Here is a 12,599-nt window from a genome sequence, read left to right on the forward strand (position 1 = left end):
CGCATGTCACACTCGGGGCATGCGCGTGTATATCGGCTCGGACCATGCGGGCTACGAACTCAAGAACCACCTCGTCGAATGGCTGGCGGCGGCGGGTCACGACCCCGTCGACTGCGGCCCCCACATCTACGACGCCCAGGACGACTACCCCCCGTTCTGCCTCCGTGCCGCGGAGCGTACGGCGGCGGACCCGGACTCGCTGGGCGTCGTGATCGGCGGCTCGGGCAACGGCGAGCAGATCGCGGCGAACAAGGTGAAGGGCGTGCGCGCGGCGCTCGCGTGGAGCGTGGAGACGGCGTCGCTGGGCCGCCAGCACAACAACGCCAACGTGGTCGCCGTCGGCGGACGCATGCACTCCACGGAGGAGTCGACGAAGTTCGTCGAGACGTTCCTGAACACCCCGTTCTCGGGCGACGAACGCCATATGCGCCGGATCGAGATGCTGGCGGACTACGAGACGACGGGCGACCTCCCCCCGATCCCGGCCCACCACCCCCAGCAGTAGGCACGAACACAGCAGTCGGCCCGAACACAGCCGCAGGCCCGAACACAGCAGTAGGCACGAACGGCAGGAACGGCGAGGCCTGAAGCCCCCGGCAGGATGCGCGGGGGTGCAGGCCCCCGCCGGGGGCGGCGCCGGGGCAGGGGAGGAGACTTGGGGCGTCCACCTCCCGGCCGACCGAACCGGGTTCCCGGCCGAACGAACCGGACGGGTGGGCATACCCGGGCGAAAGGAACCCCACCGTGCCAGAAGGGCACACGATCCACCGGCTGGCCCAGGACTACGCCGGCCGCTTCACCGGCGAGGACCACGGGCCGGTCCGGGCCACCAGCCCGCAGGGCAAGTTCAGTGACGCCGCCGCCCTGATCGACCGCACCGAGATGATCACTGCCGAGGCCCACGGCAAACACCTCTTCCTCGGCTTCCGCGACCCCGAGGACACCGACTGGGTCCACATCCATCTCGGCCTCTTCGGCAAGGTCCGTTTCGGCGACGCCCCCGCGCCCCCGCCCACGGACACCGTCCGCCTCCGCCTCGCCAACGCGACCTCGTACGTCGATCTGCGCGGCCCGACGACCTGCGCCCTGATCACCGGCACCGAGAAGGCCGCGATCCACGCCCGCCTCGGCCCCGACCCGCTGCGCACGGAGGCCGACCCGGCCACCGCCTACGCCCGGATAAGCCGCAGCCGTACGACGATCGCCGCCCTGCTGATGGACCAGAAGATCATCGCTGGCGTCGGCAACGTCTACCGCGCCGAGGTGCTGTTCCGGCACGGCATCGACCCGTACCGCCTCGGGAAGGACATCACCCCGCGCGAGTGGGAGGCGATGTGGGCGGACCTGGTGGCGCTGATGCACGAGGGCGTACGCAACAACCGCATCGACACCGTACGGCCCGAGCACACCCCCGAGGCGATGAACCGCCCGCCCCGCGTGGACGACCACGGCGGCGAGGTCTATGTGTACCGCCGGGCCCGGCTGGCCTGCCACATCTGCGGAGGCGAGATCCGCACCGCCGAACTCGCCGCCCGCAACCTCTTCTGGTGCCCGGCCTGCCAGCAGACCTGACCCGGCGAAACCGTCCCTCCTAGGGCGTGTTTCGAAAGTAGCGCCGGCCGCCCGAAGGGCGGGCCCTGCGGCGTCTGGTGCGTGCGATCGCAAGGCGGAGGGTCGCCCTCGTACTGGGCGTACGTGGGCGATCCCGACAACACAGCCGGGGGCACCCCTGCTCGTCAGAGCTTGGGGGAGTGCGTGCCAGGCGTCGCAGGGCAGGCGGGACTTTCGAAACACGCCCTAGAACCCGTGCGGCAGCCAGGGCGGCACCGCGGCCGCGAACGCCGTCGCCGCCTCCGCCAGCGCCCCGTGCCGCAGTTCCCGCACCCGCCCGGCGCCCGCCAGCGCCGCGAGGGACACGCCGCCGAGGTACGCTGCCCCCAGCTCCCGTACGGAGAGGGCGAGTTCGGCCGGGTCGGTGGTCCGGGAGCAGGAGGCTCCCTTGGGATCGCCGGACAGCCGCCAACGTCCCGTGTTCCAGGGGCAGAAGGCGTCCTCGACCTCGAACACGACGTCCACCGGCGTCTGGTAGGTCCGCGCCGCCAGCGCCGCCCCGACGTCCACGAGACGTACGTACAGCGAGTCCTTCTGCCGGACCTGGCAGCGGCGGATGTCGGACACCATGAACTGCCAGGCGTCGTCGACCGGCCGCGTCCGCACGGTCAGGGTGGACGTCAGATCGATGTCGAAGAGAAAACGCCACAGCGCCGCGTCCGAAGCGGGGTCGAGCGCGGCGAGATCGCTCAGCCGCACCTCACCCTTCGGCCCGGCGGGCCCCCAACTGGGCTTGACCCGGAAGCGGGCGTACCCGGTGACCTCCCCGTCCCGCTCGGCGACCACGCACTGGAGCGGTGACGCCCCGTCCCGCTCGCTCTCCGGGTCGATCAGCCACAGCCGGTCCCAGCCCGGCAGCCGCGCCACCATTCCCGCACGGCCGGGCACCAGCGCCGCGTACACCGCCTCGCACTCCCCGAGGACGTCCGCGGGCTCCGCGTACCGCAGCCGTACGGCGTCCGTGCCCGGCGGCACCGACAGCCGTGTCCGTACGGTGTCGATCTCCGCCGCGATGTTGAAGGTGGCGCAGCCGTACCCGAAGCGGCCGTAGATCGCGGGCTCGGAGGCGGTCAGCACCGCCAGCGGCTCGCCCCAGGCGCGCACGTCGTCGAGCTGGCGGCGCATCATCGAGGTCAGGATGGAGCGCCGCCGGTGCGTGGCGGCGACCGAGACCATCGTCACACCCGCCGCCCGGACCGCCGCCCCGCCGGGCAGCGTCAGCCGGAAGGGGAACGCCCCCGCGCTCCCCACACAGCGCTCCCCGTCCCACACGCCGATCGAGCGGTCGTACGGCGTGAGGGACCGCCACGTCTCCAACTCCTCGGCGGATTCAGGGACTCCGCCGAACGCACGGATCAAGGTTCCGTACCAGACGTCCCATTCGTCCCGTTCCAGCGGCCGTAGTTCCGTCGCCGCCGCCGTAATCCGTGGCTGTCCGGGGCCGCCCGCGCTCTCCGTCGTCATGAACCCTGCATATCAGGGCAATGCGGGACGAGCGACTGAATTTCCCCATGCCCTGTCACGAATATCACTACCTGTCCGGGCACCGCTTTCGCCACCAGTTTTGCCCTGAAGGCAGCGCGGCGGCTTCCGGTGAAGTTCACTGTGAAGTTGAGCCTCGGACGGGGGACAAGTGCCACCTCCCGTGCCAAGCGGCTGCTCCGATGGATAGGGTCCCGAACTGATGGCAGCAGGACGAGAGCGGCGCGCCAAGGCCGAGACGCCCACGGCCCGGTTGAAAATGCAATGGCACCGGGCCCGCGTCGGCGTGCGCAGAAGCGCTGTCGACTACTTCCGTGGCAATGGCTCGGACTGGATCGCACTCGTCGGCCTGCTGCTCACCGTGCCCGTGCTCGCCTCGATGACCCTCGCCAACTCGGTGTGGTTCTCGCCCGCCGCCCTGGTCCTGCCGATCGTCACGGGCGGCCTGGTGCTGCGCCCGGCCAGCCTGCTCGGCCTGTACGCCGCCGCGGCCTCCGCGCTGATCGTGGAGTCCGTGCATCTGGGCCCGTACACCGAGGGCCCCTCCAGGGTCACCCCGGGCATCGTCCTGGTAGTGGCCGCCTGCGGCTTCTTCGGGCTGCTGACGGCACAGTTCCGCAGCCGGGTCGGCGTGCCCTGGCGGCGCGGCGGCACCATGCTGTTCGACCTGCGCGAACGCATCCGGGTACAGAGCAAGCTGCCCAAGCTGCCGGAGGGCTGGCACCGCGAGATGGCGCTGCGGCCCGCGGGCGGCCAGTCCTTCTCCGGCGACTTCGTGGTCGCCGCGCGCACCAACGGCGGACGCACCCTGGAGGTCGTCCTCACCGACGTCTCCGGCAAGGGCATGGACGCGGCATCGCGGGCTCTGCTGCTGTCGGGGGCGTTCGGAGGACTGCTCGGCTCGCTCCCGCCGCACGCCTTCCTGCCCGCGGCCAACGGCTATCTGCTGCGCCAGGACTGGGAGGAGGGCTTCGCGACCTCCATCCATCTCGTCCTGGACCTCGACTCCGGCGACTTCGAGCTCTACTCCGCGGGCCATCCGCCGGGACTCCAGCTCAGCGCGGGCAGCGGCCGCTGGGAGGAGAAGGCCGCCGAGGGCCCGCTGCTCGGCGTGTACGACGGCGCCCAGTTCGACCCCGTGAAGGGCTCGCTGCGCCACGGTGACGTGCTGATGCTGTTCACGGACGGTCTGGTGGAGACGTCCGACCGGGACATCATGGAAGGCATCGACCGCCTCACCGGCGAGGCCGACCGCTATGTCCCCGGCGGCTTCCGCGGTGCCGCCTGGCACCTCATCGAGGCGGTGGCCAAGGACGTCAACGACGACCGGGCGCTGCTGCTGATCTGCCGCGAGGGCGTCCAGCCGACGGCACACTGACACGCGGGCCCACCGCGCCGCTGAGCACGGGCCCGCCGCGGGCCGCCTTGCCGGTGAGCACGGGCCGCGCCGCCGGGCACACTGGCGGGGTGACAGAGCAACCCACGCCGCCGCTGACCCTTGCCGAGGTCGAGTCGGCCGCCCGCGCCGCGCACGCCGGTCAGACCGACAAGGCCGGGCGGCCCTACGCCGAGCATCTGCGGGCCGTCGCGGAGGGCGTACGGGCCCGTGGCGGCGACGAGGCGCAGATCGCCGCGGGCTGGCTGCACGACGCCGTGGAGGACGACGCGCTGACGGAGGAGTGGCTGCGCGCCGCGGCACTGCCCGAGCGCACCAGGGCGATCGTCCTGGCGGTCACCAAGCGCGCGGGCGAGCCCCCGGAGTCGTACGCCCGGCGCATCCTGGCCACCCCCGGCGCCCTGCTGGTGAAGGAGGCGGACCTGGCCCACAACGCCGACCCGGCCCGCCTGGCGGCCCTGGACACCCCGACCCGCACACGCCTGACCGAGAAGTACGCGAGGATGCGCGCACTTCTGGGCCTGAAGGGCTGAACCGGGGTGTACCGGAGCGGATCGGAGAGGATCGGGCGGAACCGGGAGGAGCGGAACGAATCAGACGCAGACCCCAGCCTGCTCCCGGGAGAGTTCCCGGTTGTAGACGCCTTCGAGGACGCGGCTGTTGTCCTTCAACGGCTCCCAGGCGTGGGCCACGGCCACCAGCACGATCGCCAGATACTTGGCGTTGCCTGTGAGGCTCCGTAAAACTCCCGGTGTTCTTCCTCGACATGGGCCCGCGGGTGCCCTCGTATTTTCAGATCGCGAATCCACCGCGCATCCATCGCGCCTCGGATGTCCATGTGACGATCGGCGCACTGTAGGGCAAAGTTCACCCATGATGTCCTGATTAATGCCTATCTATGGGGACAGGCGGCCGGACCTGTGCCAACAATTCGAATTACCTGCGGACGAGATGTGCGGAGGCGAAACGAGTCCCGTCAATTCCCTTTGAATGCAGTCGGGTTGTGCGCACGAATCGCGGTGCGGGGCGTCGGCGCGGACAATCCCGTCCCGGACGTTACGTCACGCGCCGCATAGGGCGGCCGGGTTGGTGGCACGATGGTTACGGCGGGGGCGTGCGGGGTTGCGTCACCGGGCCGGGAGAGCGGACCGACCGAGGGTGTGATCAGTTGTGGCCATTTCATTGTCCGTGGTGCTGCTGTTGGCGATCATCCTGGTGGTGTTGATCAGAGGCGGGAACATCAAGGCGGGGCCGGCCGTCGTGGCCATCCTCTTCGGCTTCTTCCTCGCCTCGACCGGCATGGCCCCCTCGATCCAGCGGTTCCTCGACTCGATAGCCCAGACGATCAACTCGATCAGCTTCTGATCGATCATGATCGATCAGCTTCTGACGCCCCCGGAAACCACCAGGGCCGGGCCGGAGGAATGATCCTCCGGCCCGGCCCTGAGTGACGAAGAGCGGGCGACGGGAATCGAACCCGCGTAGCTAGTTTGGAAGACTAGGGCTCTACCATTGAGCTACGCCCGCACGAGCACGCCGCAGGTCGGTGACCGCGGCACACGAGGCATCGTAGCGGGTCGTACGACCCTGGTGCACACCCGAATCGGATCTCCCGGTCATCTTCCGGTAGCGGAGCGCGACCGAGCGACCGGAGTGCGGAGGCGGACACGCGCCCCGGCCCGCACCCCCGATCCTCCGATCCGCGCCCCCGATCCTCCGCTCGCACCCATGCGGATGGATCCGCTTCGAAAACGCTCCCGGAATGCGGGAGCCGCACTGCCTGCGGGCATGTACCCTACGTGTCGCACCAGACGGGGTGTGGCGCAGCTTGGTAGCGCGTCCGCTTTGGGAGCGGAAGGCCGTGGGTTCAAATCCCGCCACCCCGACCACCGCGTGGAGTCACGCTCTTGTGATCGCCTTTTGGGGTGCTCACCGGCTGCGGTTACTATGCAAGCTGCCCGCCTCGTGTGTCCCGGTCCGTGATGGCCTGCGAACTCCTCCGAGCAGGCGAAATCCGCCGGGCCTGTCAGGCCCCGGCAGAAACCAAGCAGTCAGCCACAAGGAGACCGAACCGTGAAGAGCGCCGTGGAGACCCTGAACCCGACCCGGGTTCGGCTCACTGTCGAGGTGCCCTTCGAGGAGCTCAAGGACAGCCTCGACGCGGCGTACAAGAAGATCAACCAGCAGGTCACGGTGAAGGGCTTCCGCAAGGGCAAGGTCCCGGCCCGTGTCATCGACCAGCGGTTCGGTCGTGGTGCTGTCCTGGAGGAGGCCGTCAACGACGCGCTCCCGAGGTTCTACACCGACGCGGTCAACGAGGCCGAGCTCGACCCGCTGGGCCAGCCCGAGGTCGACATCACGGAGCTGAAGGACGGCGAGACGCTGAACTTCACCGCCGAGGTCGACATCCGCCCGGCCATCGAGATCCCGGACTACTCCGGCATCGAGGTCGAGGTCGACGTCGTCGAGGTCGGCGACGAGGAGATCGAGAAGTCGGTCGACCAGCTCCGTGAGCGCTTCGCGTCCACCACCCCGGTCGAGCGGGCCGCCGAGGACGGCGACGTCGTCACGGTGGACCTGGCCGCCAAGGTCGACGGCGAGGTGCTGGAGGACGGCGTCGCCGAGGGCGTCTCCTACACCATCGGCTCCGGCGAGCTGCTGGACGGCATCGACGACGCCGTGAAGGGCCTGGAGGCCGGTGGCGAGGCCACCTTCACCTCCGAGCTCAAGGGCGGCTCCGCGGCCGGCAAGGAGGCCGAGGTCACCGTCAAGGTCACCCAGGTCGCCTCCCGCGAGCTGCCCGAGCTGGACGACGAGTTCGCGCAGCTCGCCTCCGAGTTCGACACCCTCGAGGAGCTGAAGGCGGACAGCCGCAAGCGCCTCGAGAACATGAAGCAGTACGACCAGGCCACCCAGGCCCAGGAGCGCGTCCTGGAGAAGCTGCTGGAGCTGGTCGAGGTTCCCGTCCCGGAGAAGCTGCTCAAGGACGAGATCGAGACCCGCAAGCACAACCTGGAGCACCACCAGCTCGGCCAGATGGGCCTCACCCTCGAGCAGTACCTGGAGATCCAGGGCAAGACGCCCGAGGAGTTCGACGCCGAGACGAACGAGGCCGCGGTCAAGGGCATCAAGACCCAGTTCGTCCTCGACGAGCTGGTCAAGCGGGAGAAGCTCAACGTCAGCCAGGAGGAGCTCACCGAGCACCTCATGCGGCGCGCCGCCTCTTCCGGCATGTCCCCCGACCAGTTCGCCCAGGCGGTCGTCCAGAACAACCAGGTCCCGCTGCTGGTCGGCGAGGTCGCCCGCGGCAAGGCCCTGGCGGTCGTGGTCGAGGCGGCCACGGTGAAGGACACCAACGGCGAGATCGTCGACCTGGACGACGAGGACGAGACGGAGACGGCCACCGAGACCGCCGCGGAGGCGACCGACGCCGACGCTGCCGCCGAGGAGACCCCGGCCGAGCCGGAGGCGTAGCCCGTCGGAACGTCCCGTGTACGGGCCCCGGGGCTTCCCCGGGGCCCGTTCCCGTTTCCGTACCCGTACCCGGACACCGGTGCGGCCGGTGGGCGCCGTTCGCGCAGTTCCCCGCGCCCCTGAGGTCGTGTGCGGGCCGGTGGGGGTTGTTCGCGCAGTTCCCCACCCAAGGGGCGCGGGGTACTGCGCGAACACCCCCACCGGCCCGTGGCCAGAACCGGACAGGTACCGCCCCTCCACGCACCGTATCCGGCCGAACCCCAGCGGAGCGGCTACGCCCCGGGCGAACACCCCCGCCCGCGGGATTCCCCGAAGGGACCCGCGCGTTAGGGTCCATGAATACGAGGGCAGGGGAGTCGCTGAAATCGCCGGACGTCCCCACGCCCAGGCAGAACACGTGAGACGGCCCGGCGCCGTCGTAAGACGAGCAGGTGGATACGTGACGAATCTGATGCCCTCCGCCGCCGGCGAGCCTTCCATCGGTGGCGGCCTCGGCGACCAGGTCTACAACCGGCTGCTCAACGAGCGGATCATCTTCCTCGGCCAGCCGGTGGACGACGACATCGCCAACAAGATCACCGCACAGCTGCTGCTCCTTGCCGCGGACCCGGACAAGGACATCTACCTCTACATCAACAGCCCCGGCGGCTCCATCACGGCCGGTATGGCGATCTACGACACCATGCAGTTCATCAAGAACGACGTGGTGACCATCGCCATGGGCCTGGCCGCCTCCATGGGCCAGTTCCTGCTCAGCGCCGGCACCCCGGGCAAGCGTTTCGCCCTGCCGAACGCCGAGATCCTGATCCACCAGCCCTCCGCGGGCCTCGCGGGCTCGGCCTCGGACATCAAGATCCACGCCGAGCGGCTGCTGCACACCAAGAAGCGCATGGCCGAGCTCACCGCCCAGCACACCGGCCAGACGGTGGAGCAGGTCACCCACGACTCGGACCGCGACCGCTGGTTCGACGCGTTCGAGGCCAAGGAGTACGGCCTCATCGACGACGTCATTCCCACGGCGGCGGGCATGCCGGGCGGCGGCGGTACGGGAGCGGCGTAAGGACCGCCTGCCGGGGCGCCACAGGGCCCGTACGGCAGCCCGCGCGGCCCGCACGTCCTTGCGGCACCCTGGGCGTCGTAAAGACCGTGTGAGGCCATGTGAGGCCACGTGAGGCCATATGTGAAGGCCGAGCCGAGCCGTACGAGCCCCGCAGCCCCGGGAGCGCCCCGCAACGATCCTCCCGCCCCAGCCACCGTCCCAGCCCAGCCCCCCTTCAGGAGAAACCGTGAACAGCTTCCCCGGCAGCGGCCTCTACGACCCCGCGCGCGCCGAGTACACCGGCCCCACGGCCGAGTCCCGCTATGTCATCCCGCGCTTCGTGGAGCGCACCTCCCAGGGCATCCGCGAGTACGACCCGTACGCGAAACTCTTCGAGGAGCGCGTGATCTTCCTCGGCGTCCAGATCGACGACGCCTCGGCCAACGACGTCATGGCGCAGCTGCTGTGCCTGGAGTCGATGGACCCCGACCGGGACATCTCGGTCTACATCAACAGCCCCGGCGGCTCCTTCACGGCGCTGACCGCGATCTACGACACGATGCAGTTCGTGAAGCCCGACATCCAGACGGTCTGCATGGGCCAGGCGGCCTCCGCCGCCGCCGTGCTGCTGGCCGCCGGCACCCCGGGCAAGCGCATGGCGCTGCCCAACGCCCGGGTGCTGATCCACCAGCCCTACAGCGAGACGGGCCGCGGTCAGGTCTCGGACCTGGAGATCGCCGCGAACGAGATCCTGCGGATGCGCTCGCAGCTGGAGGAGATGCTCGCCAAGCACTCCACCACGCCGATCGAGAAGATCCGCGAGGACATCGAGCGCGACAAGATCCTGACGGCCGAGGACGCGTTGTCGTACGGCCTGATCGACCAGATCATCTCCACCCGCAAGATGAACAACGCATCGGTCCGCTGACTGCGCCGACCCGGTGACGCGCCGTGCGGCACGAGCGGCACGACAATTGGCGACACAACCGGAGATACGACAGGCGATGCAGCATCTGCCGCCCCTCGGCACGGTCCGCCGCGAAGCGAACCGTCGAAGTGAACCGTGCCAAGGGGGGCCCGAACGGGGGGCCAGGCAAGGTACCGTCGACATAAGGCAGCACCAGGAGTCGCTGGACTCGTAGCGTCCAGGCGGCTCCCAGGCGAAGGGGAAGCACACCGTGGCACGCATCGGTGACGGCGGCGATCTGCTCAAGTGCTCGTTCTGCGGCAAGAGCCAGAAGCAGGTCAAGAAGCTCATCGCAGGGCCCGGTGTGTACATCTGCGACGAGTGCATCGACCTCTGCAACGAGATCATCGAGGAAGAGCTCGCGGAGACCAGCGAGGTGCGCTGGGAGGAGCTGCCGAAGCCCCGCGAGATCTACGAGTTCCTCGAAAGCTATGTGGTGGGCCAGGAGGCGGCCAAGAAGGCGCTGTCCGTGGCGGTCTACAACCACTACAAGCGGGTCCAGGCCGGTGAGAACGGCGGAGCCCAAGGCCGCGACGACGCCATCGAGTTGGCGAAGTCCAACATTCTTCTGCTGGGCCCCACCGGCTCCGGCAAGACCCTCCTCGCGCAGACCCTGGCCCGGATGCTGAACGTCCCCTTCGCGATCGCCGACGCCACGGCGCTCACCGAGGCCGGCTATGTCGGCGAGGACGTCGAGAACATCCTGCTGAAACTGATCCAGGCGGCCGACTACGACGTCAAGAAGGCCGAGACCGGGATCATCTACATCGACGAGATCGACAAGGTCGCGAGGAAGAGCGAGAACCCGTCCATCACCCGCGATGTGTCCGGCGAGGGCGTGCAGCAGGCGCTGCTGAAGATCCTGGAGGGCACCACGGCGTCGGTCCCGCCGCAGGGCGGACGCAAGCACCCGCACCAGGAGTTCATCCAGATCGACACCACGAACGTCCTGTTCATCGTGGGCGGCGCCTTCTCCGGCCTGGAGAAGATCATCGAGTCGCGGGCGGGCGCGAAGGGGATCGGCTTCGGCGCCACGATCCGCTCCAAGCGCGAACTGCAGTCCAAGGACATGTTCGAGGACGTCATGCCCGAGGACCTCGTCAAGTTCGGCATGATCCCCGAGTTCATCGGCCGTCTCCCGGTCATCACGAGTGTGCACAACCTCGACCGGGAAGCCCTCCTCCAGATCCTCGTCGAGCCGCGCAACGCCCTGGTGAAGCAGTATCAGCGTCTGTTCGAACTCGACGGCGTGGAACTGGACTTCGAGCGCGCCGCGCTGGAGGCCATCGCCGACCAGGCCATCCTCCGCCAGACCGGCGCCCGCGGTCTGCGCGCCATCATGGAGGAGGTCCTGATGTCGGTGATGTACGAGGTCCCGTCCCGCAAGGACGTGGCCCGCGTGGTCATCACCGCGGACGTCGTCCACTCCAACGTCAACCCGACCCTGATCCCCAGGGACGCCCGCGGCCGCGGCTCGGGCGAGCAGAAGTCGGCCTGACGGCGGCACACTCACACGCGGGGCCCCGGTCATATCGACCGGGGCCCTTCCTGATTCCCGTTCCCTGATGTCAGATTCCCGGATGTCAGAGCGGCTTGCGCACGTCGTTGCGCAGCTTCGCCGCCATGGTCGCCGTGTCGTCCACCGACGGGCCGCCCGAGGCGAGATCGGAGAAGCTGAACGACGAGACGATGGCGGCCGTGCTGTGGTCGCCCCAGATGCACATCGGCATCTTGATGGTCTTCGCAGCTCCGGCCGAGGTGCCGGACGTGCTGTTGTCGGTGATCTGTGCGACCTGGCACTTCATGATGCCGCCGGAGAAACCGGCCGGGGTCGTCTTCTGCGGGCTGCCGAGCAGCTTGCCGGTGCTGCTGTCGTCGCTCTGGTCCTTCTCGGACTCGGACTTGATCTTGGCGAACATCGCGTCGACGACGGCCTCGGGGTCGTCGATGGTGCCGTAGACACCCTGGAAGGAAAGGCGGTTGCCGCTGAGTCCCGAACCCTGCTGGTACGCGGCGCTGACGTCCTTGGGGTTCTTCACGCCCCACCGCTGGAAGTCGGCCTTCTCGTCGGTGGTCAGCGAGTCCACGGAGCCGGCGTTGTCCGACTTCTTGTACTTCCCGTCGATCACCGTCGCGGGCGCGGTCAGCTTGTGCGGTCCGTCGTCGGCGACGCCGCTGCCGCCGCTCCCGCTGCCGACGATGAAGAAGACGCCCACCGCGATCGCCGCGACGACCGCGACCGAGCCGATGATCAGGCCGGTCTTCTTCTTGCCGCCGCCCGGCGCGGGCGGCTGCGGGACGCCGTAGGGCGACTGACCGTAGGGCGGGGTCGGGGGCTGCTGGCCGTAGGGACCGGGCTGGCCGGGCTGCTGGGGAAAGCCGTAACCCTGCTGAGGGGGCTGCGGCGGCGGGGCCTGCTGGGGGTAGCCGTAGCCGGGCTGAGGGGCCTGAGGAGGCTGGGGCGGCTGGCCGTAGGGACCCGGCTGGCCGTACGGTCCGGGCTGCTGCGGCTGCCCGCCGTACGGGCCAGGCTGGTTGTAGCTCATTAAGGGGGTCCCCCTCCACGTGCTTATGTGTTCCTGACATCATGGCGCTGTCACAGCGTGCTCATGGCATCGGGCACCCCACCG

General features: G+C 69.3%; 11 protein-coding genes, 2 tRNA genes and 1 pseudogene. 10 read left to right on the forward strand and 4 right to left on the reverse strand.

Annotation, left to right across the window (positions count from 1 at the left end; genetic code table 11):
- Positions 1–19 precede the first annotated feature (19 nt).
- Together ACSYGN_RS26700 and ACSYGN_RS26705 are read left to right on the forward strand one after the other, a co-directional pair.
- Positions 20–505, forward strand: a complete 486-nt coding sequence (locus ACSYGN_RS26700; RefSeq protein ID WP_460399879.1) for a ribose-5-phosphate isomerase — start codon at positions 20–22, stop codon at positions 503–505.
- Between the two features lie 239 nt (positions 506–744).
- Positions 745–1,572 (forward strand): Fpg/Nei family DNA glycosylase, encoded by an 828-nt coding sequence (locus ACSYGN_RS26705; RefSeq protein WP_460399881.1) that lies wholly within the window; start codon positions 745–747, stop codon positions 1,570–1,572.
- A 225-nt stretch (positions 1,573–1,797) separates the two neighbouring features.
- On the opposite strand, the gene ACSYGN_RS26710 is transcribed toward ACSYGN_RS26705, so the two are convergent.
- Positions 1,798–3,075, reverse strand: coding sequence for a GNAT family N-acetyltransferase (locus ACSYGN_RS26710; protein WP_460399883.1), 1,278 nt, complete (start codon positions 3,073–3,075; stop codon positions 1,798–1,800).
- Positions 3,076–3,295: 220 nt separating this feature from the next.
- Between ACSYGN_RS26710 and ACSYGN_RS26715 the strand changes: the two genes are divergently transcribed.
- Positions 3,296–4,471: a SpoIIE family protein phosphatase gene (locus tag ACSYGN_RS26715; RefSeq protein WP_460399885.1), complete on the forward strand. Its 1,176-nt coding sequence runs from the start codon at positions 3,296–3,298 to the stop codon at positions 4,469–4,471.
- Positions 4,472–4,560: 89 nt separating this feature from the next.
- Positions 4,561–5,022, forward strand: a complete 462-nt coding sequence (locus ACSYGN_RS26720) for an HD domain-containing protein (RefSeq protein ID WP_460399887.1) — start codon at positions 4,561–4,563, stop codon at positions 5,020–5,022.
- 102 nt (positions 5,023–5,124) lie between these two features.
- Here ACSYGN_RS26720 and ACSYGN_RS26725 read toward each other — a convergent pair.
- A pseudogene (locus ACSYGN_RS26725) lies at positions 5,125–5,298 on the reverse strand (acyltransferase family protein); the annotation flags it as partial.
- Between the two features lie 361 nt (positions 5,299–5,659).
- Between ACSYGN_RS26725 and ACSYGN_RS26730 the strand changes: the two are divergent.
- Complete coding sequence (locus ACSYGN_RS26730) at positions 5,660–5,854, forward strand: hypothetical protein (protein ID WP_404177807.1); 195 nt, start codon at positions 5,660–5,662, stop codon at positions 5,852–5,854.
- A 91-nt stretch (positions 5,855–5,945) separates the two neighbouring features.
- Here ACSYGN_RS26730 and ACSYGN_RS26735 read toward each other — a convergent pair.
- Positions 5,946–6,016 (reverse strand) — tRNA-Gly (locus tag ACSYGN_RS26735).
- Positions 6,017–6,301: 285 nt separating this feature from the next.
- Here ACSYGN_RS26735 and ACSYGN_RS26740 point away from each other — a divergent pair.
- The 5 genes from ACSYGN_RS26740 (at position 6,302) to clpX (ending at position 11,467) form a co-directional block, all read left to right on the forward strand.
- A tRNA-Pro gene (locus ACSYGN_RS26740) sits at positions 6,302–6,378 on the forward strand.
- 184 nt (positions 6,379–6,562) lie between these two features.
- Positions 6,563–7,963, forward strand: a complete 1,401-nt coding sequence (gene tig, locus ACSYGN_RS26745; RefSeq protein WP_460399889.1) for a trigger factor — start codon at positions 6,563–6,565, stop codon at positions 7,961–7,963.
- Between the two features lie 451 nt (positions 7,964–8,414).
- A complete protein-coding gene (locus ACSYGN_RS26750) occupies positions 8,415–9,023 on the forward strand; it encodes an ATP-dependent Clp protease proteolytic subunit (protein ID WP_460403767.1) in 609 nt (202 codons plus the stop codon).
- A 226-nt stretch (positions 9,024–9,249) separates the two neighbouring features.
- Positions 9,250–9,930, forward strand: a complete 681-nt coding sequence (locus ACSYGN_RS26755) for an ATP-dependent Clp protease proteolytic subunit (protein ID WP_460399891.1) — start codon at positions 9,250–9,252, stop codon at positions 9,928–9,930.
- A gap of 250 nt (positions 9,931–10,180) precedes the next feature.
- Complete coding sequence (clpX, locus tag ACSYGN_RS26760) at positions 10,181–11,467, forward strand: ATP-dependent Clp protease ATP-binding subunit ClpX (protein ID WP_460399893.1); 1,287 nt, start codon at positions 10,181–10,183, stop codon at positions 11,465–11,467.
- Positions 11,468–11,552: 85 nt separating this feature from the next.
- Here the strand turns inward: clpX and ACSYGN_RS26765 are convergent, their stop codons facing one another.
- Positions 11,553–12,515, reverse strand: coding sequence for a hypothetical protein (locus tag ACSYGN_RS26765; RefSeq protein ID WP_460399895.1), 963 nt, complete (start codon positions 12,513–12,515; stop codon positions 11,553–11,555).
- Positions 12,516–12,599 lie beyond the last annotated feature (84 nt).

This window comes from Streptomyces sp. YIM S03343 (assembly GCF_054729195.1).